Origin of the sequence: Streptomyces sp. NBC_00637 (genome assembly GCF_045161545.1) — a bacterium.
Taxonomy (GTDB): domain Bacteria; phylum Actinomycetota; class Actinomycetes; order Streptomycetales; family Streptomycetaceae; genus Streptomyces.
This window is the reverse complement of the sequence record NZ_CP109046.1, coordinates 5,770,666-5,796,243: the sequence shown is the minus strand read 5'-3', so window position 1 is coordinate 5,796,243 and position 25,578 is coordinate 5,770,666. Positions and strand designations below refer to the sequence as shown.

The 25,578-nt window shown below is 72.3% G+C and carries 18 protein-coding genes; 9 read left to right on the top strand and 9 right to left on the bottom strand.

Annotated elements, in window-relative coordinates:
* Positions 1 to 37: 37 nt before the first annotated feature.
* The 3 genes from OG440_RS25410 to OG440_RS25400 all read left to right on the top strand — a co-directional run bounded on the left by OG440_RS25410 (position 38) and on the right by OG440_RS25400 (position 5,331).
* Complete coding sequence (locus OG440_RS25410) at positions 38 to 1,495, top strand: FGGY-family carbohydrate kinase (protein ID WP_406009089.1); 1,458 nt, start codon at positions 38 to 40, stop codon at positions 1,493 to 1,495.
* Between the two features lie 174 nt (positions 1,496 to 1,669).
* Positions 1,670 to 3,403 carry an ABC transporter ATP-binding protein gene (locus OG440_RS25405; protein ID WP_406009088.1) on the top strand — a complete coding sequence of 578 codons (1,734 nt, stop codon included), beginning with the start codon at positions 1,670 to 1,672 and terminating at the stop codon, positions 3,401 to 3,403.
* Complete coding sequence (locus tag OG440_RS25400) at positions 3,403 to 5,331, top strand: ABC transporter ATP-binding protein (RefSeq protein ID WP_406009087.1); 1,929 nt, start codon at positions 3,403 to 3,405, stop codon at positions 5,329 to 5,331. The genes OG440_RS25405 and OG440_RS25400 overlap by 1 nt, the downstream gene beginning before the upstream one ends.
* Positions 5,332 to 5,426: 95 nt before the next feature.
* Here the strand turns inward: OG440_RS25400 and OG440_RS25395 are convergent, their stop codons facing one another.
* From OG440_RS25395 to OG440_RS25375, 5 genes are all read right to left on the bottom strand, one after another.
* Complete coding sequence (locus tag OG440_RS25395; RefSeq protein WP_406009086.1) at positions 5,427 to 6,782, bottom strand: sigma-70 family RNA polymerase sigma factor; 1,356 nt, start codon at positions 6,780 to 6,782, stop codon at positions 5,427 to 5,429.
* 146 nt (positions 6,783 to 6,928) lie between these two features.
* Positions 6,929 to 8,827, bottom strand: coding sequence for a DNA primase (gene dnaG / locus OG440_RS25390; protein ID WP_406009085.1), 1,899 nt, complete (start codon positions 8,825 to 8,827; stop codon positions 6,929 to 6,931).
* Between the two features lie 157 nt (positions 8,828 to 8,984).
* On the bottom strand, positions 8,985 to 10,250 hold the full coding sequence (locus tag OG440_RS25385) for an NAD(P)/FAD-dependent oxidoreductase (RefSeq protein WP_406009084.1): 1,266 nt from the start codon (positions 10,248 to 10,250) through the stop codon (positions 8,985 to 8,987).
* Between the two features lie 167 nt (positions 10,251 to 10,417).
* Complete coding sequence (locus tag OG440_RS25380; protein ID WP_406009083.1) at positions 10,418 to 11,701, bottom strand: deoxyguanosinetriphosphate triphosphohydrolase; 1,284 nt, start codon at positions 11,699 to 11,701, stop codon at positions 10,418 to 10,420.
* A gap of 108 nt (positions 11,702 to 11,809) precedes the next feature.
* Positions 11,810 to 12,688 (bottom strand): sirohydrochlorin chelatase, encoded by an 879-nt coding sequence (locus OG440_RS25375; RefSeq protein WP_406009082.1) that lies wholly within the window; start codon positions 12,686 to 12,688, stop codon positions 11,810 to 11,812.
* Between the two features lie 192 nt (positions 12,689 to 12,880).
* Here OG440_RS25375 and OG440_RS25370 point away from each other — a divergent pair, with 192 nt between their 5' ends.
* Together OG440_RS25370 and OG440_RS25365 are read left to right on the top strand one after the other, a co-directional pair.
* Complete coding sequence (locus OG440_RS25370; protein WP_406009081.1) at positions 12,881 to 13,558, top strand: vancomycin high temperature exclusion protein; 678 nt, start codon at positions 12,881 to 12,883, stop codon at positions 13,556 to 13,558.
* A gap of 229 nt (positions 13,559 to 13,787) precedes the next feature.
* Positions 13,788 to 15,926 carry a molybdopterin oxidoreductase family protein gene (locus OG440_RS25365; RefSeq protein ID WP_406009080.1) on the top strand — a complete coding sequence of 713 codons (2,139 nt, stop codon included), beginning with the start codon at positions 13,788 to 13,790 and terminating at the stop codon, positions 15,924 to 15,926.
* A 54-nt stretch (positions 15,927 to 15,980) separates the two neighbouring features.
* On the opposite strand, the gene OG440_RS25360 is transcribed toward OG440_RS25365, so the two are convergent.
* The 4 genes from OG440_RS25360 to OG440_RS25345 form a co-directional block, all read right to left on the bottom strand.
* Complete coding sequence (locus OG440_RS25360) at positions 15,981 to 16,685, bottom strand: DUF6215 domain-containing protein (protein WP_406009079.1); 705 nt, start codon at positions 16,683 to 16,685, stop codon at positions 15,981 to 15,983.
* A gap of 99 nt (positions 16,686 to 16,784) precedes the next feature.
* Positions 16,785 to 17,429, bottom strand: a complete 645-nt coding sequence (locus OG440_RS25355) for a hypothetical protein (RefSeq protein WP_406009078.1) — start codon at positions 17,427 to 17,429, stop codon at positions 16,785 to 16,787.
* A 47-nt stretch (positions 17,430 to 17,476) separates the two neighbouring features.
* Positions 17,477 to 18,208 (bottom strand): ferritin-like domain-containing protein, encoded by a 732-nt coding sequence (locus OG440_RS25350; protein ID WP_406011454.1) that lies wholly within the window; start codon positions 18,206 to 18,208, stop codon positions 17,477 to 17,479.
* A 121-nt stretch (positions 18,209 to 18,329) separates the two neighbouring features.
* A complete protein-coding gene (locus tag OG440_RS25345; protein WP_406009077.1) occupies positions 18,330 to 19,976 on the bottom strand; it encodes a M4 family metallopeptidase in 1,647 nt (548 codons plus the stop codon).
* 177 nt (positions 19,977 to 20,153) lie between these two features.
* On the opposite strand from OG440_RS25345, the gene OG440_RS25340 reads away from it, so the two are divergent.
* The 4 genes from OG440_RS25340 to OG440_RS25325 all read left to right on the top strand — a co-directional run bounded on the left by OG440_RS25340 (position 20,154) and on the right by OG440_RS25325 (position 25,494).
* Positions 20,154 to 20,615 carry a gamma-glutamylcyclotransferase family protein gene (locus OG440_RS25340; protein WP_406009076.1) on the top strand — a complete coding sequence of 154 codons (462 nt, stop codon included), beginning with the start codon at positions 20,154 to 20,156 and terminating at the stop codon, positions 20,613 to 20,615.
* A gap of 400 nt (positions 20,616 to 21,015) precedes the next feature.
* A complete protein-coding gene (locus OG440_RS25335) occupies positions 21,016 to 21,600 on the top strand; it encodes a hypothetical protein (RefSeq protein WP_406009075.1) in 585 nt (194 codons plus the stop codon).
* Between the two features lie 192 nt (positions 21,601 to 21,792).
* A complete protein-coding gene (locus tag OG440_RS25330) occupies positions 21,793 to 22,419 on the top strand; it encodes a class F sortase (protein ID WP_406009074.1) in 627 nt (208 codons plus the stop codon).
* Positions 22,420 to 22,587: 168 nt separating this feature from the next.
* Entirely contained in the window at positions 22,588 to 25,494 is a 2,907-nt protein-coding gene (locus OG440_RS25325) for a DUF4157 domain-containing protein (protein WP_406009073.1), read from the top strand.
* Positions 25,495 to 25,578: the final 84 nt, after the last annotated feature.

The window sequence follows — 25,578 nt, the reverse complement described above, 5'->3', positions numbered from 1 at the left end:
GGCCCAACCCGGGCGGCGCGTGCGGCAGAATTTCGGCATGGGGATAGTCGCCGGGTTGGACAGTTCACCCGATTTCACTCGAATCGTCGTCTGCGACGCGGACACCGGAGCCGTGCTCCGGCAGGGGTATGCGCCGCATCCGATGGAAGGCGTCGAGAGTGCGGGAGGCCGCCCCTCCGACGTCGATCCGCAGGCCTGGCTGCTGTCCCTGGGCGAGGCCGCGGGCGGCGGGCTGCTGGAGGGCGTGCAGGCCATCGGCGTCTCCTCGCAGCAGAACGCCGTCGTGCCGCTGGACGCGCAGGGCAACACGGTGCGGCCGGCGATGGTCGGCGGGGACAAGCGCGCGCAGGTGGCGGCGGCCGATCTGATCGACGCGGTCGGCGGGCGCGAGGCCTGGGCGCAGGCGGTGGGATGCGTCCCGCAGGCCGCCCAGCCGGTGACCAAGCTGCGCTGGCTGGCGAAGAACGAACCGGACGCCGCCGCCCGGACCGCCGTACTGCTCCAGGCCCACGACTGGCTCGTGTGGCAGCTTCTCGGGCGGCCCGTGCGACGGACCACCGATCGGGGCGGGGCCTCCGGGACCGGATACTGGTCCGCCGCCACCGGCGGTTATCGGCCGGATCTCGTCGAGCTGGCGCTCGGCCACCAGGCCATGCTTCCCGAGGTGATCGGACCGTCCGACGCGGCCGGAACGACGCCGGAGGGGCTGCTGATCTCCGCCGGGACCGGCGAGACCATGGCCGCCGCCCTGGGGCTGGGGATCGGACACGGGGACGCGGTCGTCTCGCTCGGCGCCTCCGGGTCCGTGATGGCGGTGCACCACGAGGCGCTCATCGACCAGAGCGGGATGATCACCTCGCTGGCCGACGCGACGGGTATGCACCTGCCGGTCGTCACCACCCTGAACGCCGTACGCACGCTGCGCGGGGCCGCCGAACTGATCGGGGCGCCCGATCTGGAGGCGCTGTCGGACCTGGCGATGAAGTCGACGCCGGGCTCGCACGGGCTGGTCATGCTGCCCTACCTGGAGGGCGAGCGGACGCCCAACCTGCCGCACACGGCCGGGACGCTGGCGGGTCTGCGCCGCGAGTCGATGAAGCCCGAGCACTTCGCGCGGGCCGCCTTCGAGGGCATGCTGTGCGGGCTCGCGGACGCGCTCGACGTGCTGCGCGGCCGGGGTGTCGACGTGCGGCGCATCTTCCTGCTCGGGGCGGCGGCCGAGCTGTCGGCCGTGCAGGCGGCGGCCCCGGCGCTGTTCGGCGCCCAGGTCGTCGTACCGCAGCCGGCGGACTACGCGGCGATCGGAGCGGCCCGGCAGGCCGCGTGGGCGCTCGGAGCGTCGCAGGGCACCCTCGACCCGCGGACCCCGCCGGCCTGGCAGGGGGCGGCCGCGCAGGTCCTCGACCCGGGCGAGGAGCTGGCCGTCGGTCAGGCGGTGCGGCAGCAGTACGTGTCGGTGCGGGAGCAGACGCACCCGGGAGCGTTCCGCGGATAGGGGCGCGTCGGGTGTGTGGGGCGCGTGGGATGTACAGGCGGGCGCCCGGCTCGCACAGTCGGCCGTAAAAGCACTGCTCTCAGCTTAATCAGTTGAGGTAACGCGGGTGGAGTGTTCAACGATAGGGGCCAGGGGCAACCAATGCCCCGCCCCGTCGACTCCGAGAGACGTAGCGTGCTCATACGACTACTGCGGACCTATCTCAGGCCCTACAAGAAACCCATCGCCCTGCTCGTGGCGCTCCAGTTCCTCCAGACCTGCGCCACGCTCTACCTGCCCACGCTGAACGCGCACATCATCGACAAGGGCGTCGTCGAGGGAGACACCGGCTACATCCTGTCGTTCGGCGGCGTGATGATCGGCATCTCGCTGGCGCAGGTCGTGTGCAACATCGGCGCCGTGTACTACGGCGCCAGAACCGCTTCCGCGGTCGGCCGTGACATGCGGGCGGCCGTCTTCGACCGGGTGCAGTCCTTCTCCGCCCGCGAGCTCGGCCAGTTCGGCGCTCCCTCGCTGATCACCCGGACCACGAACGACGTCCAGCAGGTCCAGATGCTGGCCCTGATGACGTTCACGCTGCTGGTGTCGGCGCCCATCATGTGCGTGGGCGGGGTCGTGCTGGCGCTCGGCCTGGACGTGCCGCTGTCCGCGGTGCTCGTCGCCGTGGTGCCGGTGCTGGGCCTCTGCGTGACGCTGATCGTGCGCCGGCTGCGGCCGCTGTTCCGGTCCATGCAGGTGAAGCTGGACACCGTGAACCGGGTGCTGCGGGAGCAGATCACCGGCAACCGGGTGATCCGCGCCTTCGTCCGCGACGAGTACGAGCAGCAGCGGTTCCGCGAGGCCAACACCGACCTCACCGACATCTCGCTGAAGACCGGCAACCTGCTCGCCCTGATGTTCCCGGTGGTCATGACCACGGTGAACCTGTCGTCGATCGCCGTCGTGTGGTTCGGCGCCCACCGGATCGACAGCGGCGGCATGCAGATCGGTGATCTGACGGCCTTCCTCGCCTACCTGATGCAGATCGTCATGTCCGTGATGATGGCCACCTTCATGTTCATGATGGTGCCGCGCGCGGAGGTGTGCGCCGAGCGCATCCAGGAGGTGCTGGACACCGCGTCGTCCGTGGTGCCGCCGGTGAACCCCGTCACCGAGCTGCGGCGGCACGGGCACCTGGAGATCCGGGGGGCCGGATTCCGGTACCCCGGCGCCGAGGAGCCCGTCCTGAAGTCCATCGAGCTCGTGGCGCGGCCGGGTGAGACGACGGCCGTGATCGGCTCGACCGGCAGCGGCAAGTCCACGCTGCTCGGGCTGGTGCCCCGGCTGTTCGACGCCACCGAGGGCGAGGTGCTCGTCGACGGCGTGGCCGTCGCCGAGGTGGACCCCGTGCTGCTGGCGAAGACCGTCGGGCTCGTCCCGCAGAAGCCGTACCTGTTCGCGGGCACGGTCGCCACCAACCTGCGCTACGGCAATCCCGACGCCACCGACGAGGAGCTGTGGCACGCGCTAGAGGTGGCACAGGCCAAGGACTTCGTGAGCAAGCTGGAGAACGGCCTCGACTCCCCCATCGCGCAGGGCGGGACGAACGTCTCCGGTGGTCAGCGGCAGCGGCTCGCGATCGCCCGGGCGCTCGTGCAGCGGCCGGAGATCTACCTCTTCGACGACTCCTTCTCCGCCCTCGACTACGCGACCGACGCGGCGCTGCGGGCGGCGCTCGGGCAGGAGACCGCCGACGCGACCGTGGTGATCGTCGCCCAGCGGGTGGCCACCATCCGCGACGCCGACCGGATCGTCGTCCTCGACGAGGGCCTGGTCGTCGGCACGGGTACCCACCGCGAGCTGATGGCGGACAACGAGACCTACCGGGAGATCGTGCTCTCCCAGCTCACGGAAGCGGAGGCTGCCTGATGGCCGGGCCCATGGGACGCATGATGGCCGGCGCCGGTCCCGACAACCACTCGCTGGACTTCAAGGTGTCCGGCAGGCGGCTGCTCGCCCAGTTCAAGCCGGAGCGGTTCACCCTCTACGCGATGCTGGCCTGTGTGACGCTCAGCGTCGGCCTCAGCGTCGTCGGTCCGAAGATCCTCGGCAAGGCCACCGACCTGGTCTTCGCGGGCATCGTCGGACGGCAGATGCCGGCCGGGGCGAGCAAGGAGCAGGTCCTCGACTCGATGCGGGAACGCGGCGAGGGCAGCGTCGCCGACATGCTCAGGAGCACCGACTTCACCCCCGGCAAGGGCATCGACTTCGGCTCGGTCGGCGAGGTCCTGCTGTTCGCGCTCGGGGTGTTCCTGGTCGCCGGTCTGCTGATGGCGGTGGCGACACGGCTGGTCAACAAGTCCGTCAACCGCACCATGTTCCGGATGCGCGAGGACGTGCAGACGAAGCTGTCCCGGCTGCCGCTGTCGTACTTCGACAAGCGTCAGCGCGGCGAGGTGCTGTCCCGCGCCACCAACGACATCGACAACATCGGGCAGACGCTCCAGCAGTCGATGGGCCAGCTGGTCAACTCGCTGCTGACCATCGTCGGTGTGCTGGTGATGATGTTCTGGGTGTCGTGGATCCTGGCGCTGGTCGCGCTGGTGACCGTGCCGCTGTCGTTCTTCGTCGCCACGCGGGTGGGCAAGCGGTCGCAGCCGCACTTCGTGCAGCAGTGGCGCACCACCGGCAAGCTCAACGCCCACATCGAGGAGATGTACACCGGCCACACGCTGGTGAAGGTGTTCGGCCGCCAGCAGGAGTCGGCGCAGCAGTTCGCGGAGCAGAACGACGCGCTGTACGAGGCCGGGTTCAAGGCGCAGTTCAACAGCGGGGTCATGCAGCCGCTGATGATGTTCGTGTCGAACCTCAACTACGTGCTGGTCGCGGTGGTCGGTGGGCTGCGCGTCGCGTCGGGTTCGCTGTCCATCGGTGACGTGCAGGCGTTCATCCAGTACTCCCGCCAGTTCTCGATGCCGCTGACGCAGGTCGCGTCGATGGCGAACCTGGTGCAGTCCGGCGTGGCCTCGGCCGAGCGGGTCTTCGAACTCCTGGACGCGGAGGAGCAGGAGGCGGACCCGGTGACGTCCGAGCGGCCCGAGGAGCTGCGCGGGCGGGTGGCGCTGGAGGGCGTGTCCTTCCGGTACGACCCGGAGAAGCCGCTGATCGAGGACCTGTCCCTGACGGTGGAGCCCGGTCACACGGTCGCCATCGTCGGCCCGACGGGCGCCGGCAAGACGACGCTGGTGAACCTGCTCATGCGGTTCTACGACGTCTCCGGCGGGCGGATCACCCTCGACGGCGTCGACATCGCGAGGATGTCGCGCGACGAACTGCGCGCCGGCATCGGCATGGTGCTCCAGGACACCTGGCTGTTCGGCGGCACCATCGCGGAGAACATCGCGTACGGGGCGTCGGGTGAGGTCACCCGCGGCGAGATCGAGGAGGCGGCGCGGGCGGCGCACGCCGACCGGTTCGTCCGTACCCTTCCCGACGGCTACGACACGGTGATCGACGACGAGGGCAGCGGGGTCAGCGCCGGTGAGAAGCAGCTGATCACCATCGCGCGGGCTTTCCTGTCCGACCCGACGATCCTGGTGCTCGACGAGGCCACCAGCTCCGTCGACACCCGCACCGAGGTGCTGATCCAGAAGGCGATGGCGAAGCTGGCGCACGGGCGGACGTCGTTCGTCATCGCGCACCGGCTGTCGACCATCCGGGACGCCGACACGATCCTGGTGATGGAGAACGGCTCGATCGTGGAGCAGGGCACGCACACCGACCTGCTGGCGGCGGACGCGGCCTACGCGCGGCTGTACAAGGCACAGTTCGCGCAGGCGCTGGCCGAGGTCGACTGACGGCCGCGTGCCCGCGGGCGTCCCCGGGGACGCCTGCGGGGCGCCCGCGGGACTGCCGGGGGCCGCTCGCACCGGGTGACGGCGAGCGGTCCGGATCAGTCCAGGTAGCCCCGCAGCTGGTCGGCGAAGGCGTGGTCGCGGAGTTTGTTGAGGGTCTTCGACTCGATCTGCCGGATCCGCTCGCGCGTCACGCCGAAGATGCGGCCGATCTCCTCCAGCGTGCGCGGCCGGCCGTCCGCCAGCCCGTAGCGCAGCTGGACGACCTTCCGTTCGCGTTCGCCGAGGGTGGAGAGCACGGCTTCCAGGTGCTCGCGCAGCAGCAGGAAGGCCGCCGACTCGACGGGGCTGGCCGCGTCGCCGTCCTCGATGAGGTCACCGAGGGCCACGTCGTCCTCCTCGCCCACCGGGGCGTGCAGCGAGACCGGCTCCTGGGCCAGCCGCAGGACCTCGCCGACGCGTTCCGGCAGGAGGTCGAGCTGGGCGGCGACCTCTTCCGAGGTCGGCTCGTAGCCGCGCTCCTGGAGCATCCGGCGCTGGACGCGGACGACCCGGTTGATGAGCTCGACGACATGGACCGGGACGCGGATGGTGCGGGCCTGGTCGGCGAGCGCGCGGGACATGGCCTGGCGGATCCACCAGGTGGCGTAGGTGGAGAACTTGTAGCCGCGGGCGTAGTCGAACTTCTCGACCGCCCGGATCAGGCCGAGGTTGCCCTCCTGGACGAGGTCGAGCATGGTGAGGCCGCGGCCGACGTACCGCTTGGCGACGGAGACCACGAGCCGCAGGTTGGCCTCGATCAGCCGGCGCTTGGCCATCCGGCCCATGACGACCAACCGGTCGAGGTCGAGGGCCAGTTGGCTGTCCAGGTCGCTCGCGCCGCTCAGCTTCTCCTCGGCGAACAGGCCGGCCTCCACGCGGCGGGCCAGGTCGACCTCCTCGGCCGCGGTGAGCAGCGGGATGCGGCCGATCTCCCGCAGGTACTGCCGGAACAGGTCCGAGGAGGGGCTGCCGCCGTCGGAGGCGCGGGCGCGGGGCGGCGGGACCGGCTCGGAGGCGTCCTCCGGAGCCTCCTCCAGCACCTCGGCGGGCGGTTCGGCCTCGGGCTCGGGCTCGGCTTCGAGCTCGACCTCGGGAGCCTCCTGCGGAACCCCGGCGGGCGACTCGGGCCCGGCCTGCGGCTCCGGATGCGCTTCCGGGTGCTTCGCGGGGCGGGTCTCCGCGTGCGTCTCGGGGTGGTGCGGGGCACGGTTCTGCGGCGGGACGGCGGCCAGGACGTCGGTCTCGGCGTCCGGTTCGGCGCCGTCGGCCGGGGCCGCGCCGGGGGTACCGGTCGTACTCTCGGCAGTGCTGACGGTCTGGGTCAGGGTCTGGGTCTGCACGGGGGCGACCTCCAGGATGATCGCTGCTGAGGTGAGCAGCAGCGGTACTTCGGGGGCGGAGTCGGCGGCCACGCCGCGTCCGTCCGGGATCGGCCGCGCTCCGAGGACTCAGGCACCGCCCCCAGTGTGGAGTACGACACACAGCCGCCACGAGGGGCGTGCGGAGACTTTTTGAGTCCGGTGCGTGACCGCGTGGTTACCCTGGCGCGGTGGGCGGCTCAGAGAGCGGACGGGCCCTCGTGCTGCAACGCCCTGTCGTACCTGGTCAGGATCATCATCTCGTTCTGGACGGCGGCCGACTGGGCCGGGTCCGTGTGGCCGAGCCGGGTCAGCGTGCTCTGGAGATCGGTGATCCTGCGGGTCACGGCCCTGCGGCGGACCGTCACCAACTGCTCCCCCGCGTAGTTCTCGTCGACCGTACGGCGCATGATCGCCTCGACCGCGAGTTCCGTCACCATCGCGCGGACCGCGTCGTCGGGCGCGGCCTCCCGGACCCGGACGAGGTACTCCTGGCCGTCCTTGACGCCGTACTCGGCGCCGCCCGCGTCCTGGATCGCCTGGCGTACGGCGGCGTAGGGGGCGGCGGTGAACTCGTCGATCCCGTACGCGTCGAAGGCCGGGGAGACCAGCTCGGGGCGCTGGAGGGCGAGCTTCAGCAGCTCGCGTTCGGTGGCGTAGACGGCGTTGCGGAGATTGAGGGCGGGGCCGCCCGCGGCGGGCCGGGAGGCGGACTCGTAGGGCTGGGGTCCACGGCCGGCCGGCGCCGGGCCCTTGCCGCCCCGGTCGCGGGCCCAACGAGCCAGCTGGGCGACCCTCTTGACGACGAACTGGGTGTCCAGGATGCCGAGCATGCCGGCCAGCTGGACGGCGACCTCGTGCTGGGCGCCGCTGTTCTTGATGCGGGCGACGATGGGCGCCGCCTCGTCGAGGGCGGCGGCGCGGCCCGCCGGGGTGTCGAGGTCGTAGCGGACGACGATCTGGCGGAGCGCGAACTCGAAGAGCGGCGTGCGGGGTTCGACCAGGTCGGCGACCGCCTCGTCGCCCTTCGCGAGGCGCAGGTCGCAGGGGTCCATGTTGTCCGGCGCGATCGCGATGTACGTCTCGGCGGCGAACTTCTGGTCGTCCTCGAAGGCGCGCAGGGCCGCCTTCTGGCCGGCCGCGTCGCCGTCGAAGGTGAAGATGACGCGGGCGCTGCCGTTGTCCATCAGGAGCCTGCGGAGGATCTTGATGTGGTCGCTGCCGAAGGCCGTGCCGCAGGTGGCGATGGCGGTGGTGACGCCGGCCAGGTGGCAGGCCATGACGTCGGTGTAGCCCTCGACGACGACCGCGCGGCTGGACTTGGCGATGTCCTTCTTCGCGAGGTCGATGCCGTAGAGGACCTGGGACTTCCGGTAGATCGCCGTGTCGGGCGTGTTGAGGTACTTGGGCCCGTTGTCGGCGTCGTAGAGCTTGCGCGCGCCGAAGCCGACGACCTCTCCGCCGATGTCGCGGATGGGCCACATCAGGCGGCCGCGGAAGCGGTCGATGGGCCCGCGGCGCCCCTCCTGGGACAGCCCGGAGAGGATCAGCTCCTTGTCGGTGAAGCCCTTGCCGCGCAGGTAGCGGGTGAGGTGGTCCCAGCCCTGGGGGCTGTAGCCGACGCCGAAGTGGACGGCGGCTGCCTGGTCGAAGCCACGCTCGGCGAGGAAGATCCGGCCGGTGTCGGCCTCGGCCCCGGTGGCGAGCTGTTCCGCGTACCACTCGGCGGCGATCTTGTGCGCCTCGACCAGCCGGATGCGTTCGCCACGCTGGTGGGCGGGGTTGTAGCCGCCCTCCTCGTAGCGCAGGGTGATGCCGGCCTGGGCGGCGAGCCGTTCGACCACCTCGGAGAAGGTGAGGTGGTCGACCTTCATCACGAACGTGATGGTGTCGCCGCCCTCCTGGCAGCCGAAGCAGTGGAACAGTCCCTTGCTGGGGCTGACCTGGAAGGACGGCGACTTCTCGTCGTGGAACGGGCAGAGCCCCTTGAGGTTGCCGCCGCCCGCGTTGCGCAGCTGGAGGTACTCGGACACCACGGCGTCGATCGGGACCGCGTCCCGTACCGCCTTCACGTCCTCGTCGTTGATCCGTCCTGCCACGAGGTGATTCTACGGGGGCGCGGTGACATCTCCGGCGGGCCGCGGTGCCCTTGGGGTGTGCGGGGCGGTGACCGCACGGTCCGGCCGCGGGGGCGCGACCCGCCACGCGCGGCCCGCGGCCGCCGGACGAGAGGCCCCCGCGGGACCGGGAGCCCGGCTAGACCCCGAGACCGTCCAGCGGTACCCGGGGGTCCGCCAGGGCTTCCGTGTCGATCCGTTCGCGTGAGCGGATCAGCTTCTGGATCGGCTCTGTGACGTCCCACACGTTCACGTTCATCCCGGCGAGGAGGCGGCCCTCCTTCAGCCAGAACGCCACGAACTCCCGCTTGCCCGCGTCGCCGCGGATCACCACCTCGTCGTACGTCCCCGACGGGGCCCAGCCGCTGTACTCCATGCCCAGGTCGTACTGGTCGGAGAAGAAGTAGGGCACGCGGTCGTAGGTGACGTCCTTGCCGAGCATCGCGCGGGCGGCCGCCGGGCCGCCGTTCAGGGCGTTGGCCCAGTGCTCGACGCGCAGCCGGGTGTCGAAGAGACCGTGCGGGAACGACGCGACGTCGCCGGCCGCGTAGATGTCGGGGTCGGAGGTGCGCAGCCGGGCGTCGACCGCGATCCCGCCGCCGTGCGCGCGGTCGGCGAGGGTGAGGCCCGCCACCTCCGCGAGGCCCGTGCGGGGGGCCGCGCCGATCGCCGCGAGGACGTCGTGCGCCGGGTGCTCCTCGCCGTCGTCGGTGCGGACGGCGAGGACCATGCCGTCCTGGCCGACGATCTCGGTGAGGCGGGTGCCGAAGTGGAAGCGGACGCCGTGCTCGCGGTGCAGGTCGGCGAAGACGCTCCCGAGCTCCGGGCCGAGGACGCCGTGCAGCGGGGTGGGCTCCGGTTCGACGACGGTGACCTCGGCGCCGTACTCGCGGGCCGCCGCCGCGATCTCCAGGCCGATCCAGCCGCCGCCGGCGATCACGATGTGGCCGTTGTCCCGGCCGAGGGCGGCCAGCACGCCCTTGAGGCGCTCGGCGTGCGCGAGCCGGCGCAGATGGTGCACGCCCGCGAGGTCGGTGCCGGGGATGTCCAGCCGGCGGGGCTCCGCGCCGGTGACGAGGAGCAGTTTGTCGTAGTGGGCGAGGGTGCCGTCGTCACCGAAGCGGACCGTCTTCGCCGTGCGGTCGATCGCGTCGACGGTCTGGCCGAGGTGCAGCTCGATGTCGTTCTGCGCGTACCAGGCGGGCTCGTGCACGAAGACGCTCTCCCGCGCCTCCTTGCCGAGCAGGAACCCCTTGGAGAGCGGCGGCCGCTCGTAGGGGTGGTCGCGCTCGTCGCAGATCAGTATCACGCGGCCGGTGAAGCCCTCCGCCCTCAGCGTCTCGGCCGCCTTGGCGCCGGCCAGGCCTCCTCCGACGATGACAAATGTCTGATCCGCGTCGACCACGTGATGCCTCCTACCGAGGGTCTGGGGGGTGTCCCCCCAGATGACACTGTGTGTGCCGCCACATCCGAGCGTCCCGCACGCAGCGTGATGGGGGAAGGGGGACGTGCCCGATCAGGGCACGTCGGGTCACGTTCCGGGCCCGTTCGGGCGCACCCGGTCCGCACTTGTCACGATCTCGTCCGCCCCGTCAGACGGCTGTGGAGCGAGCGGGCCGAGGCGTCGGTGAGGGAGGCGATCTGGTCGACGACGACCCGCTTGCGCGCGCGGTCGTCGGACGCCTGGTCGAACAGGGCGCGGAACTGGGGGTCGAGGCCGTCGGGGGCGCGGGCGGTGAGCGCCTCGGCGAGCTCGCTGATGACGACGCGCTGGTCGGCGCGGAGGACCTCCTGTTCGGCGCGCTGCATGACGTACCGGTCGGCGACCGCCTTGAGGACCGCGCACTCGAGGCGCGCCTCCTCGGGCACGACGAGTTCGGCGCCGTAGCGGGTGAGTCTCCCGTTGCCGTGGCGCGTGCGGGTGGCGCCCTCGGCGGCCAGGCAGAAACGGCCGATGAGCTGGCTGGTGGCGTCCTTCAGGCGGGCCTGGGCGGCCGCCGTGCCGTCGTAGCCGTGCGGCCACCACTCCTGGTCCTGGAGGCGGTCGAGGGCGGCGGCGAGTGCGGCCGGATCGGTACCGACGGGGACGTACCGGCCGACGGCGACCCGGAAGATCTCCTGGCGCTCCGGTTCGGCGTGCAGGCAGTTGGGATCGATGTGCCCCGCGTGCAGGCCGTCCTCCACGTCGTGCACCGAGTACGCCACGTCGTCGGCCCAGTCCATGACCTGCGCCTCGAAGCACGTACGCGTACCGGGAGCCGCTTCGCGGACCCAGTCGAAGACGGGCCTGTCGTCCTCGTAGACGCCGAACTTGGGCGATGCCGGGTCGGTGGGGCGGGCGCCCCGGGGCCAGGGGTACTTGGTGGCGGCGTCGAGGGTGGCCCGGGTGAGGTTGAGACCCACGGACCCCTCGGCGGTGAAGCGTTTGGGTTCGATGCGGGTGAGGAGCCGCAGCGACTGGGCGTTGCCCTCGAAGCCGCCGCAGTCCCGCGCGAACTCGTTCAGTGCCTGTTCGCCGTTGTGACCGAACGGGGGGTGCCCGAGATCGTGGGAGAGACAGGCGGCCTCGACCAGATCGGGGTCGCAGCCGAGGGCGGCGCCGAGCTCGCGGCCCACCTGGGCGCACTCCAGGGAGTGGGTGAGGCGGGTGCGGGGGGTGGCGTCCCAGGCGTCGGTGCGGGTGCCCGGTGTCACCACTTGGGTCTTGCCGGACAGCCTTCTCAGGGCCGAGGAGTGCAGGACGCGGGCGCGGTCTCGTTGGAAGGCGGTCCGGCCGGGGCGTTTGTCCGGCTCGGGGGCCCAGCGGGCGACTGACGTCGGGTCATAGGCGGTGTCGGGGTGTGCGGTGCCTTCCATGCCTCGACAGTAAGCGGCGGGGGTGACAATCGGGTGGTACCGGGCGCCTGCCCGGCTGTCGGCTCCGGATCGACGGTCCGGATCGACGGGTCCGGGCCGGACCGGGTCTCAGGCCGACGCCAGTTCGGTGGCCGTGTTCGCCGGGGCCGCCCACGCCTGGTCGTAGCGGTGCAGGAGCAGGCTCGCCATCGCCGGGTGGGTGCCCAGCGGAGCGGACGCGATCCAGGGGGCCGCCCGGGCGCACTCGGTCGCGAAGCGGCCGGGGGCCGTGAAGCAGGAGGCGACCGCCACCCGGTCGCGGCCTCGCGCTGCCAGGGCCCGCAGCGCCGTCGGGACGGTCGGGGTCGCCGTGGACGCGTACGCGGGGACCACCGGGACACCCAGCCGGCGCGCCAGGAGGCGGGACGTACGGCGGGTGTCGACGGCCGAGTCGGGATCGCGGGAGCCGGCCGCCGCGAGGACGACCGCGCTCGTCCGGCGCTCCTCCTGCGTCATGTCCGGACGCCAGCCCGCCTCCACCAGGCGGGCGTACAGGGTCTCCACGAGGAACGGGTGCGGGCCGAGCGGCGCGGCCACGCGCGTGTGCACCCGCGCCTTCGCCGCCATCTCCGGGATGTCCCGCTTGACGTGGTAGCCGCGGGCCAGCAGGAGCGGGACCAGGACGGCGTCCGTCGTGCCGTGCGCGTCGAGGTCGGCGAGGGTGTCCGTGAGCAGCGGCTCGTTGAGCTCGATGTGGCCGAGACGCACCGGCAGGCCGGGACGCTGCTCGCGGACGCGGTCGAGAAGCGTGCGGACGGTGCTCAGGGCGCGCGGGTCGCGGCTGCCGTGGGCGACGACGACCAGCGCGGGCGGGCCGGGACGCCGGCGTCCGTCGAGCTGGACGAGGCTGAGCTGGCTGGCGAGCTGGGAGCTGATCCGGTTCATGATGTGCGCCGTACTGTCGAGGGGGACTGCGGACTCGTCGTACTGAACGGGCGACGCCTTCATGAACAGATCCTGACGGACCGAGATTGCACCCCCGTTGCCTGTCCGTCACGAGTGTTTTCGGGTCGTTCACGCCGCGCCCGGGGGCGGTGTGAGATGTGGCTCGCCGCGCGGGGCGGCGAACCGGATCACCGCCTGCCGCGTCTTCCCGTGCCGAAGGGGCTTTCGACCCGCGCGACCTTGGGGGAACACCGTATGCACATCCGTCGACCGCGGCTGCCGCGCACCCGGGCCGGCCGGCGGCGGCTGGTGCAGGCCGTGATGGCCGGGTGCGTGCTCGCGCTGCTGCCGTCCACCTGGCTGTACGTGTCCACGGCCGACCGGCTCGGCACGACCGCCGACGCACCGCGCACCGAGGTCGCCGTCGTGTTCGGCGCCGGTCTGTGGGACGGCGAGCCCTCGCCGTATCTCGCGCACCGGCTGGACGCGGCGGCGAAGCTGTACCGGGAGGGCCGTATCGAGGTCGTGCTCGTGACGGGTGACAACAGCCGCGAGGACTACGACGAGCCGGACGCCATGCGCACCTACCTCACCGGGCACGGGGTGCCCGACACGCGGATCGTCAGCGACTACGCCGGTTTCGACACCTGGGACTCCTGCGTCCGCGCCAAGAAGATCTTCGGCGTCGACCGGGCCGTGCTGATCAGCCAGGACTTCCACATCCGCCGGGCGGTCGCCCTGTGCGAGGCGGCGGGCGTGGACTCGTACGGGGTCGGGGTCGCCGCCACACACGACGTGACCTGGTACTACGGGGGCGCCCGGGAGGTTCTCGCGGCCGGGAAGGCGGCCCTGGACGCGGTGTTCGAGCCGGACCCCCGGTTCCTCGGGCCGAAGGAACCGGGGGTGACGAGGGCCCTCGCCGGCGACCGGTGAGGGCCCTGCGGCGAGTGGGGCGAGTGGTGGGTGCGGGGCGGAGGCGAGAGCAGTGAAGGGTGCGGGTGACGTGACGGGTGCGGGTGCCGTGACCGATGCGGCGGCGGGTGCGATGGGCCCGGCCCGGTGGGTGCCTCACGGCGGGTCCGGTCCGGCGAGGAGGGCACCACCACACCGCCGTAACAGGAGGCCGCACGGCGCGTAACACGGCCGAAGCACGCTGGGACGTATGCCGACCACTTCGACGCCCACCCACTGCCCGTACTGCGCCCTGCAGTGCGGGATGGCCCTGTCGCCCCTGCCCAGGGGGGGCGTCGAGGTGGTCGAGCGCCCGGACTTCCCGGTGAACCGGGGCGCGCTGTGCGGCAAGGGCCGTACGGCGCCGGAGGTGCTCTCCTCGCGGGTGCGGCTGACCTCTCCGCTGGTGCGGTCCGGCGGTTCGCTCGTGCCGGCCACCTGGGAGGAGGCGCTGGGCCGGATCGCCCGGGAGTTCGGCAGGGTGCGCTCCGAGCACGGGGCCGACGCGCTCGGCGTGTTCGGCGGGGGCGGGCTGACGAACGAGAAGGCGTACACGCTCGGCAAGTTCGCGCGGGTCGTGCTCGGCACCTCGCAGATCGACTACAACGGCCGCTTCTGCATGTCGTCCGCGGCGGCCGCCGGCATCAAGGCGTTCGGCCTCGACCGGGGGCTCCCCTTCCCACTGGAGGACATCCCCAGGACGGGATGCGTGATCCTGGTCGGGTCCAACCTCGCGGAGACCATGCCGCCCGCGCTGCGGTTCTTCAACGAGCTGCGGGAGAACGGCGGCACGCTGATCGTGATCGACCCGCGCCGCACGAAGACCGCCGAGCAGGCCGATCTGCACCTCGCGCCCCGGCCGGGTACGGATCTCGCGCTGGCGCTGGGTCTGCTGCACCTGATCGTCGCCGAGGGGCGGGTCGACGAGGAGTACGTGCGGGAGCGGACCACCGGCTGGGAGGAGGCGCGGGCGGCCGCCATGGCGCACTGGCCGGAGTACGTGGAACGGATCACGGGGGTGTCCGTTCCTCAACTCCGGGAGACCGTGCGGCTGTTCTGCGAGCCCGAGGCCGCGATGGTGCTCACCGCGCGCGGGCCCGAGCAGCAGTCCAAGGGCACCGACACGGTCGGCGCGTGGATCAACCTCTGCCTGGCGACCGGGCGGGCCGGCCGGCCGCTCAGCGGCTACGGCTGTCTGACCGGGCAGGGCAACGGCCAGGGCGGGCGCGAGCACGGCCAGAAGGCCGACCAGCTGCCCGGCTACCGCAAGCTGGACGACCCGGCGGCCAGGCGGCACGTCGCCGAGGTGTGGGGCGTGGACCCGGACTCGCTGCCCGGGCCCGGACGCAGCGCGTACGAACTGCTGGACGCGCTGGGGTCCGACGTACGGTCGCTGCTGCTGATGGGGTCGAACCCGGTGGTGTCGGCGCCGCGCGCCGCGCACATCGAGGAGCGCATCAAGTCCCTCGAGTTCCTCGCCGTCTGCGATGTCGTCCTGTCGGAGACGGCGGCCCTCGCGGACGTCGTCCTGCCGGTCACCCAGTGGGCGGAGGAGACGGGGACGACGACCAGCCTGGAGGGACGGGTCCTGCTGCGTCGCCAGGCGATCACCGCCCCGCAGGGCGTACGGAGCGACCTGGAGGTCCTGCACGAACTGGCGGCCCGGCTGGGCGTCGAGAAGGGCTTCCCGACCGACCCCGAGGAGGTCTTCGAGGAACTCCGCCGAGCCAGCGCGGGCGGCGTCGCGGACTACTCCGGCATCACCTACGCGCGACTCGCGGAGGAGAGCGGGGCCGGGGTCTTCTGGCCCTGCCCGGCGGAGGCCGAAGGAGAGACGCGGACCGCGGGCAGGACCGGGGGCGCGGGCGACGCGGAGGGTGCTCCGCGGGCGTCGGGTACGCCCCGGCTCTTCCTCGACCGGTTCGCCACGGAGGACGGGCGGGCACGCTTCGTGCCGGTCTCACACCGGCCCATCGCCGAGGAACCGGACGACGACTACCCCGTTCTGCTCACCACCGGGCGGGTCGTGGCGCAGTACCAGTCCGGTGCCCAGACCCGCCGCGTGGACGAGCTGAACGCCGCCGCGCCCGGCCCGTTCGTGGAGCTGCACCCCCGCCTGGCGGCGCGGCTCGGTGCGGCCGAGGGCGACCCGCTGGCCGTGGTGTCACGGCGCGGGCGGGCGGTGGCGCCGGCCCGCATCACCACCGGGATCCGGCCCGACACCGTCTTCATGCCGTTCCACTGGCCGGGCGAGGGCCGCGCCAACACGCTCACCAACCCGGCCCTGGACCCGACCTCGCGCATGCCGGAGTTCAAGGTGTGCGCGGTGCGGGTGGAGATCGCCGAGTAGCCGGGGCGCGGAGCAGCCCGTGCCGGCGGGCCCGGCACGCGCCGCGCGAGGCCGTCAGCCGGCCTGCGCCCACCCCGGGATCATCGGCAGCACCTTCTGCGCCACGCTCAGCAGGGCCGCGTCGTCCGGACGCACGGTGTCCTGGCGCCAGATGGCGAGTTCGTAGGAGCCGCCGCCGTCCTTGGTGTCCGGGGCGACCACCAGAACGCGGGCGATGCCGCCGGGGCCCGCTTCGGACTTGCCGCCGCCGAGGTCGAAGTCGAGGGCGATCGTCTGCCCCGAGTAGAGCACCGCGGGATGTCCGAGGATCGTCTTCGACTCCGCCTCGCTCAGCAGGTCCTCCATCCCCGCGACCGGGTACTTGTCGTAGGACCGCGAGAGCTTCACGGTGTACGTGTCCAGCTGGACGGTCCCCTCCGGACTGGGGATCGCGGCGCCGCTCGCCCTCTCGACCGAGCCGTCATTGCCGTAGGCCGTCAGCGCGTGTTCCCGCGGAGTGCCGAGCAGCGCCGGCAGGTCCGGGCGGTTCAGCGCCGTGCACAGCTCCGTCCCGGAGACGCGCTGCGCCGCCTTCGCGTCCTCGGCGGCCTTCTTGTCCTCGTCGTCGGCGGAACAGACCGCCGGTTTGTCGGCTGCCGCGGCATCGTTCTTCTGGATCACGTACAGCCCGCCCCCGAGCGCCCCGACCACCACCAGCGCCGCGATGGCCTGAGCCCACGCGTTCGGGCCCTTCTCGGGCGCGCCGACTTCCTGCGTCATGTCCCCCACTGCCCCATTACCCCCGGTACTCCCTGCTCACGCCGGATGCGCGCTGGGGGAGCGTAACGGTTGGTCTCGGCCACGGGGAAGCGATATGACTCACCAGTAGGTCACGTCCAGGACCCGCGCGCAGTGGGGATCCGTGTCGTCCGGGACCATCTGTTCCCTCTCCCCGCGGACGAGGGTGGGCAGTGCCGCCGTCAGCGCCGTGAGCGCCCCCGTCGTCCGTACGTCGGCGGCGGTCACTCCCGGGAGCCCGTCGGCCCGGAAGTACAGCCGCACCAGGTCCTGTTGCAGGAAGAGGAAGCCGTGCAGGAGGGGATCCGTCGTGTGGTCCTCGTCGAAGCACGAGGCGCGGACCAGGGTCCGCACCAACCGCAGCCCCCGGTCGGCTGCCGTCTCCTCGGCCCGCGCCACCGCCGACGGATCCACGGGGACGACCGGCATCCCCCTCACCGTGCCCGTCCCGGCCGGCCGGCTCCCCTCACCGCACAGGGTGCGCAGCATCCCGATGACGTCGTACGCGGTCGTACAGTCCTCGCCGACGACGAGCGGAAACTCGTAGAGGGTCAGCTCCCCCGTCGACTCGGCGGTCACCGGCCCGACGGCGACCCGCACGGCATCGGCGCCACCGGGGGCGGGCAGCACTCCGCGCACGTACGACGTCCCGGCGAGCGGGGCGTGCAGATGCTGCAACAGGAGGGGGATCAGGTCGGCCTGGTCACGCGCGGTCTCTTCGTGCACGGCGCCATTGTCGGTGTCCGGGAGGCCGTGTGCGAAGGGCCGCCCCCTCAGCGGGCGCCCGTCCACGCGTCCGGGCGGGGCACCAGCACGGCGGAGACCACCGGGCGGGACGAAGCCATGACGTCGGCCACGAACCGGAGGCGCCCGACGCCGAGTCGGCGCAGCGCCGCACCGTGGTCGGCGGCGACGACGAGAGAGATCGCGAGCAGGAGGAGCCGCCACAGGGCCATCACCGGGCGGCGCGCCGCGCGGGGCAGCTCCGCCAGGGAGTCGTGCAGCCGCTCGCAGTGGAACGGCACGTGACGCTCCTCGTCGGACAGGATCCGCCCCGCCACCTCCGTGGTGAGCGTGTCGTCGGTGCCGTCGCGCAGGGCCCGGTAGTAACGCAGCGCCACCACTTCCGCGATCATCAGCACCAGCAGTTCCAGGCGCAGGCCCATGAGACGCCGCAGCCGTACGAAGACCGCGTCGCTCCAGTGCCCGGCCAGCGTCGGCATTCCTCCCGCGGCCAGCAGCCGGGCGAGCAGCCGGGCGTGGTTCTGTTCCTCGGCGACGAAGAGCCGGACAGCCCGCCCGTAGTCGGCGTCGCCGGCCTCGTCCGCCTTGCCGACGAGGTTGGCGCCGTCGCCGTCCTCGCCGACCTGGAAGCGCTGGATGCCGGCCCACACCGCCGGATGCAGCGTGGCGCCCCGCTCCCAGTCCGGATCGCCCTGGGCGTGTCTGCGCTCCCGCTCGTCCTCGAACCGCCTCGTCCACTTGGCGAAGCCGCCCGTAGTCACCCTGGTGGTAGTCACCCTGGTCTCCCCTCCCCGGGACACGGCAACCGTGCCCCGGAGAGGGACGACGCAGACGGAGACCGAACCGTTCCACCGCGGGCGGGTCCCCGCGGTCACCGCCGGGTCAGTTCACGTTGACGGCTGCCCAGGCCGCCGCCACCGCGTTGTACTCCGTGGTGCCCGTGCCGTAGAGGTCGCGGGCCGCGTTCAGGGTGGCCGTCCTCGCCGCCGCGTAGTTCGTCGAGGACGTCATGTAGACGGTGAGGGCGCGGTACCAGATGGCGCCGAGCTTGTCGCGGCCGATGCCGGTGAGCGTCGAGCCGTTGTACGTCGGGGAGTTGTAGGTGACGCCGTTGACGGTCTTGGTGCCGCTGCCTTCCGCGAGGAGGTAGGCGAAGTGGTTGGCGACCCCGGACGAGTAGTGGACGTCGAGGTTGCCGACCGAACTGCTCCAGTAGTCGGCGGAGTTGCCGTCCTTGCTCGGCTTGTCCATGTAACGCAGGGCGTCCCGGCCGAAGCCGGAGCGGACGATCTTCTCGCCGATGAGGTAGTCGCCGGTGTCGGAGGAGTTGCCGGCGTAGAACTCGACCAGCGATCCGAAGATGTCGGACGTCGCCTCGTTCAGGCCGCCGGACTCCCCCGAGTAGGTCAGCTTGGCCGTCTTCGAGGTCACGCCGTGGGACATCTCGTGGCCTGCCACGTCCAGGGCGACCAGCGGGCCCAGCTGGGTGCCGTCACCGTCGCCGTAGGTCATGCAGAAGCAACTGTCGTCCCAGAAGGCGTTGTTGTAGCTGTTGCCGTAGTGGACGCGGTTGTAGGAGCCCTTGCCGTCGTTGCCGATGCCGTTGCGCCCGTGCACGTTCTTGTAGTAGTCCCAGGTCACGTCGGTGCCGTACTGGGCGTCGACGGCGGCGGTGGAGCGGTCCGCCGTGGCGCCGGTGCCCCAGTGGTTGTCGGCGTCCGTGAAGAGGGTCGCGGGGGCGCGGCTGATGCAGATGCCGAAGATGCACAGGTCGGTCTTGTTCGCCGCGTCGCCGGTGTACGTGTTGCCCCGCGTCGGGTCCTTGAGCTGGTACGTCGTTCCCGAGAGGGTCGTCTCCAGCGGGACCGTGCCGCCGTACAGGGACTTGCCGTCGCCGGTGGCCGTCTCGAGGGTGTCCCAGGCGTCGATCCGGGCGCCGGTGCGCGCGTCGGTCAGCACCGCGCGGGCGACCGGGTTGCCGAGCGTGTCGAGGCCGACGACGTCGGTGCGCCAGGCCAGTTTCGGGGCGCCGTGCAGCGCGTCGACGACCAGCTGCGGCTTGGCCTTCACCTGCTTCAGCGTCTCGCCGAGGTGGGCCGCGCGCAGGGCGTTCACGGCGACGTCGGCGGCCTTGGGGGCGGAGACCTCCGGGGTGATGCTCGGCAGCGAGATCGTCGCCCGGGTCGCCCGGTTCGCGCTGCGGTAGGCGCCGTCGGGAGCCAGATGGACGACGAAGTCGCCGCCCAGGACGGGGAGTTGGCGGTAGGTGCGGTCGTAGCGGACGTGCTGGGTGCCGTCCTTGTCGACGACCACGTCACGGACGGAGGTGCCCTGTACGGAGGTGAGGCCGAGGGTCGCCGCGTGATCGGCGAGGACCGCCGCCGCGTTGTCGAGCGCCGTCGCCCGGGTCGGCCTGTCGGCCGCGTCTGCGACCGGCGAGAGCACGGCGGCCAGGAGCGTGGCCGTGGTGACGGCGATACCTGCGGTGGCGAGACGGGAACCTCGGACGTGCTGCCGTATCCGACTCATCAGTGTCTTCGGTCTCCTCGGAAAGGCGCCGTGGGGGCGCGTGTGGGGGTGGCCTGTGGGCGGCCTGTGGAGGTGGCGCTGATGTCGTCCTGGCATTTAAGAGGGCATGACATGTCATGTCCATAGCGCATGCGCGATGGACCGGTGAGGGGGCGGTGAGGGGAGAGAATCGTTTCCGTGAGCGCCCCGGAACTCCCCTTCTTCGTCTACGGCACCCTCCGCCCCGGCGAGGTCAACCACGACCTCGTGCTGCGCGGCCGCACCCTTCGCGAGGAATCGGCCCGGCTGGCGGGAGCGGTGCTCTACCAGGGCCCCGGCTACCCCTACGCGGTGGAGGAGCCGGGCGGGACGGTGGCCGGCGAACTCGTCACACCCCTCCCGCGGGCGTACGCGGGCGTGCTCGCCGAGCTGGACCGGCTGGAGGAGTACGTGCCGGGCGACCCGCGCAACCTGTACGAGCGCGTCGAGCGCGAGGTGCGCGTGGGAGTGGGCGCGCCGGCCGACGCGGCGGGGGCGGTCCACGCGCGCGGGGTCCCTCCCGTACGCGCCTGGGTGTACGTCGCCGCACCCGCCGTCGCCGACCGCCTGCGAGCCCGGGGCCGGCTGATCGAGAGCGGGGACTGGCTCACCCCGCGGTGACCTCGCGCGGGCCGGCGGCGGCCGAGACCCGGCCCGGCGGCAGCCGATGCCGGGCCGGGCGGCGAGTGCCGACCGGCCCGGCCATGACTGTCGACCGGCCCGGCAGCGGTCGTCGCCCTGTGTCGGCGGTGACCGTCGACCGGTCCCGGCGTCGGCCGTCGGTCGGTCCCGGCGGTGGCCCCGCGGCGGCGGTCACCCGTTCACCCGCCCTGGAGGCGCTTTTCCGTGCCGTACCGTCCGCACGTCGGTGACCTGGTGAAACCCGCGCAGGGGCCACTCTCCCGCGCGCATATCTGACACCCATTCATCCCATTCCTGACGCTCCCTCAGGAAGCGCGCTCGCCCCGCTGCGACTTACCTCGGAGGGGCAGGGAGACTCGAAGAGCTCGAAGGAGCACCGATGCGACGCACCGCCCGTCGTACCGCACATGGCGCCACCCGTCGTGCCGGACGTCTGCTGACCGGTACAGCACTCGCCGTCATCGCCGCGGCCGGGTTCGCCGCGCCCGCCGTCGGCGCGGACGCCGCTGTCGGGACCGGCAGCCGCGCCGGAAAGCTGGAGGTGTATCCCTCCACCGCGGTGCCGGGCGGGCGGGTCTCGGTGAGCACGGCGGCGTGCGGCGAGGGCGGAGCGGCGACGGGTGACGCCGGGGCGGTGGGCGCCGGTCGTTTCCCGCTCGCGCCCAGCGCGCACGAGGGCGAGGCGATCGGACAGTTCCGGGTGCCGCCGAGCGCGCAGCCGGGGACGTACGAGATCGTCGCGGAATGCGCCACGGGCGGGCGGCGCGTCACCGGGGACCTGGTGGTCGTGCTGGCCTCCGACCGGCAGCAGCCGGTGCCTCCGCGAGGAAGTGTGAAGACGGGGGTCGGTGGCGCGCTTGGCCCCGACCCCGTTCAGACCGCGGCCGGTGTGGCGGCTCTCGCCGTCGCCGCCGCGGGCGGTACCTGGCTCCTGCATCGCCGGGCGAGAGGCGACGGGATCTGACGGACACCCTCCGCTGTCCGTCCGCCGGTACCGCATGTCCCCTCCCCCTCCGGGTCCGACGCCCCTCGCGGCCCGGAGGGGGAACAGGGTTCCCCCGACCAGGAAACGCACGGAAAGCGTTCGCGCAAGAGCCACGAAGAGCCACGAGCCACGAGCCACGAGCGACGAAGAGCGACGGAGAAGGGGCCCGGGATGCGCAGGATCGGCAACACCGCCATAGCGGCCGTCACGGTGATCGCGCTCGGCAGCGGCGCCTGGCTGCTGTACAGCGGCGCCGAGACACACGCCCCGCCGCAGCCGTCCGCGGCCCAGGCCCACTCGGCGGGCGCGGACGTACGGGCCCGGTCCGCCCCGGCGCTGCCGCCCTCCCCGCCCGACCGCGTCCGCATCCCCGCGATCCACGTGGACGCCCCGCTGACGGGCCTCGCCCTCACCCCGTCGGGCAGCCTCGACGTCCCGCCCGCCGAGAAGGAGAACCTGGCCGGCTGGTACGAGGCCGGCACCACTCCCGGCGAGAAGGGCACCGCGATCGTCGCCGGCCATGTCGACAACGCCGACGGGCCGGCCGTCTTCTACGACCTGGGTGCCCTGCGCAAGGGCAGCGCCATCGAGGTGGACCGACGTGACGGAAGCGTCGCCGTGTTCACCGTGGACGCCGTCGAGGTCTACCAGGCGCGCGACTTCCCCGACCAGAAGGTGTACGGGGCCGCGAGCAGGCCGGAACTGCGGGTGATCACCTGCGGCGGGGGCTACACAAAGTCGACCGGCTACCAGGGGAACGTCGTCGTGTTCGCACACCTCACCTCCTCCCGCGCCTGACCACGCACCGTCACCTCCCGGCCGCACCGCCTGCCACCCGCCCCGGCCCACGCCCGCCCGCTCCCCGCCCGCTCCACCCACCCCGGCCCGCGCCCGCCGATTGCCTCGACCTTGTCGGAAATAGGTCAACTCCCCACCTGGCGACGCGAGATGACCGATGATCGGAGCATGCGTTCACAGGACCAGCAGGACACCGCCGCTCGTCCCGCCCGGACCACGCCCGCCGCCGCGCGCACGACCGACGCCGTCGGCCCGGCCCTGTCCAGCGGCCCGGCAGCGTGGTCGGGACCCGTGGGACCGGTCGGGTCCGGCGGCCTGCCGGCCGAGGGGCAGCTGCTGGCGTTGCAGCGCACGGCCGGCAACGCCGCCGTCGTCCGGTTGCTGGAACAGCGGCGGCAGGACCAGCGCCACGCGCACGGGCCCTCCTGCGGGCACGACGGCGCCGGCGCGGGCGATCCCGCGTCGGTGCAGCGTTCGTCCGTGCCGGACGTGCTGCGGACCGCCGGGCAGCCGCTCGACGGGACGGTCCGCACGGAGATGGAGGCGCGGCTGGGTGCCGACTTCTCCGATGTGCGGCTGCACACCGGGCCGACCGCCCAGCGTTCGGCGGCCGAGGTGGGCGCCCGCGCCTACACCTCCGGCAGCCATGTCGTCATCGGCGCCGGCGGTACGGACCGGCACACGCTGGCCCATGAGCTGACGCACGTCATCCAGCAGCGTCAGGGACCGGTCGCGGGGACGGACAACGGCTCGGGACTCAGCGTCTCGGACCCCTCCGACCGCTTCGAACGGGCGGCGGAGGAGAACGCCCGCCGTGTCCTGGCCGGCCCCGCGCCCGCCGAGGCGACGCCCGCGGGCCCCGCGCCCACCGGTCCCGCGCCCGTGCAGCGCGCGGCGGCCGCCCCCGCGCACGCCGGCGGGGAGATCGCCGTACAGCGCTCCGGCGACGGCGAGGCGCCCTTCGACCACGCCCAGTACTACGCGAAGACGGGCTGGCAGGCGGCGGCCGAGGAATTCGAGAAGCGGCTCGGCGGGTACTCCTTCGGGCATCCGAAGGCGCTCGCCGCGGCCCGTAAGACCGTGGCCAGGCTCAAGAAGCTGCTGATCGACTTCGCCCGCACCGAGCACAAGGACACGGCCCTCGCCAACAACTCGTTCTTCAAGAACGACAGAACGAGCGGCGGCCAGGTGGGCGACGGCATGACCACCGCCCAGATCAACGACTTCTTCGCCCGCGACGGCAACGTCCGGGAGCTGATGACCGCCGTGTACAACGCCGCCTACTACAACTCGGGGGCGGAGCTCTCGCTCAAGCAGATCCTGAACGCGATCATCGGGCCGAAGCCGCAGCTCGCGGCCACGCTCGGGATGAACCAGGAGGAACTGAAGAAACACTCCGCGTTCCTCAACAGCTGGTCCCGGCTGCCCCTGTGGGGCGCGGCGGCCGCCGTGGGCAAGGGCTACAACTACGAGAAGGACCCGTACGCGTTGGGCAACCTGCTGTGGCAGTCGGAGCCGGAGACCTTCGCCGGCGACACCCGCGAAATGATCGACAGCCAGGGGCCGCGGAAGGAGCGGAGCGAGGCCGACAAGCAGGCCCACCGCAAGACCCCCCGTGACTACGCGGACCGTGGCGCCCCGCTCAGCGCGCGCGAGCTGGCGTTCGCCGGCAAGCCCGGAATGGACGACAAGCTGCCCTGGAACGAGGGCGCCGCCTACTGGGAGATCCAGCAGAACGAGTCCTGGCCGAAGACGAACGCCGCGAAGGGCATCCCGGTCGTCGCCGGCATGTCCGGCACCACGACCCGGATGCTCAAGACCTTCCAGTGGATCGGCGTGTCCGGGGTGGACGTCTTCGACTACCGGATGGCCGTGATGGGCTGGATGCTGCCGTCCTGGGACCACTCGCTCTACGAGATCCTGCGCGGCTCCTGGGCGGCCGGGGTCAAGGGTCCGGGCGAGTCCGCGAGCCGGGCGGGCAAGGGCGCGGCGCTGATGTACCAGCACATCGCCCCCTTCACGGAGCAGGAGCTGCGGCAGAACGTCTGCGTCGACGGCCAGTTCCCGCACGAGCTGATGTACCTCGCGGAGGCCGACAAGCCGAGGGCCGTGGATCCCGCGGCGAGCGGCTTCATGGAACCCGGGCAACCGGCGGCCCGGACGGCGCCGGCCAAGTACAACGAATTCGCGCAGGGCGACACCACGCCCACGCCGGGCATCACCAGGTGGAAGGCGGACAACGGGGGCGCCTCGACCGCGGCCGTCGCCGAGACGTTCAAGCCCGCCCACGCGACCGCCCTGATGACCTACACCGGCGGAGCACACGGGATGATCAACTCGGTGGTGCGCAGCCGGCTGCTGCCCGAGGGGTACGCGCCGTACGGCGCCGGCGCCCTCGCCTCGGCCGGCGCCGAGGCGGTCTCCCTGCGGCAGATCAAGAGCCAGCTCCACTGGGCCGCCCAGAACGGCGTCGGCCAGGAGTACGTGCCCACGCTCGAGGAGGACCCGGTCATCGGGCCCCAGCTCGCCCCCGCCCGGGGCCCGGACCCCGCGGCCAAGAAGGCGGCGATGGTCGTCATCGACGCGCGGATCGACGTCATCGCCCCCGCGCTCTTCGAGGAGCTCAAGGCGCACGCCGACATGACCATGGAGGCGCTGAACCGGCTGCCCGGCGTCACCGGCACCGTCTTCCGCGGCGACTGGAACCTCGGCGGCGACGGGGACTCGGTCCTCCGGCACGGCAAGCAGGCCGCGCTGAACTACCGGCCGGGCTCCCTCTTCACCAGCTCCTTCGACAGCACCAGCAGGGACAAGGACGTGGGGCTGGGCTTCATGCGGGGGCAGAAGGCGAGCGGCCGGCAGACGCACCGGATCCTGCTGGAGCTGACGCTCACCGGGAAGTACGGCCGCGACATCGATCCGTTCCATCAGTACCAGGGCACGGAGGACGAGGTCCTGCTCATGCCGGGCGCGCAGTTCAAGGTCACCGACAGCAAATGGGAGACCGACCCGGCCCACCAGCCGACGGACGGCGGCACCGACCAGTACGAGCACGTCTGGGCGACCGAGGTGTAGGCGCGCCGGGAACGCGGTCCGCAACCCTCACACCCCCGCACCCGGCCCGCTGAGGGCAGCGTTCCTCGCGGGAAACAACGGTGA

What these genes read in the sequence shown, in the direction of transcription:
- OG440_RS25325 (WP_406009073.1), top strand. Translation starts at nt 22,588, where the DNA reads ATGCGTTCACAGGACCAGCAGGACACCGCCGCTCGTCCCGCCCGGACC.
- OG440_RS25410 (WP_406009089.1), top strand. Translation starts at nt 38, where the DNA reads ATGGGGATAGTCGCCGGGTTGGACAGTTCACCCGATTTCACTCGAATC.
- OG440_RS25380 (WP_406009083.1), bottom strand. Translation starts at nt 11,701, where the DNA reads ATGGAAGGCACCGCACACCCCGACACCGCCTATGACCCGACGTCAGTC.
- OG440_RS25375 (WP_406009082.1), bottom strand. Translation starts at nt 12,688, where the DNA reads ATGAAGGCGTCGCCCGTTCAGTACGACGAGTCCGCAGTCCCCCTCGAC.
- OG440_RS25335 (WP_406009075.1), top strand. Translation starts at nt 21,016, where the DNA reads ATGCGACGCACCGCCCGTCGTACCGCACATGGCGCCACCCGTCGTGCC.
- OG440_RS25345 (WP_406009077.1), bottom strand. Translation starts at nt 19,976, where the DNA reads ATGAGTCGGATACGGCAGCACGTCCGAGGTTCCCGTCTCGCCACCGCA.
- OG440_RS25370 (WP_406009081.1), top strand. Translation starts at nt 12,881, where the DNA reads ATGCACATCCGTCGACCGCGGCTGCCGCGCACCCGGGCCGGCCGGCGG.
- OG440_RS25330 (WP_406009074.1), top strand. Translation starts at nt 21,793, where the DNA reads ATGCGCAGGATCGGCAACACCGCCATAGCGGCCGTCACGGTGATCGCG.
- OG440_RS25360 (WP_406009079.1), bottom strand. Translation starts at nt 16,685, where the DNA reads ATGACGCAGGAAGTCGGCGCGCCCGAGAAGGGCCCGAACGCGTGGGCT.
- OG440_RS25400 (WP_406009087.1), top strand. Translation starts at nt 3,403, where the DNA reads ATGGCCGGGCCCATGGGACGCATGATGGCCGGCGCCGGTCCCGACAAC.
- OG440_RS25365 (WP_406009080.1), top strand. Translation starts at nt 13,788, where the DNA reads ATGCCGACCACTTCGACGCCCACCCACTGCCCGTACTGCGCCCTGCAG.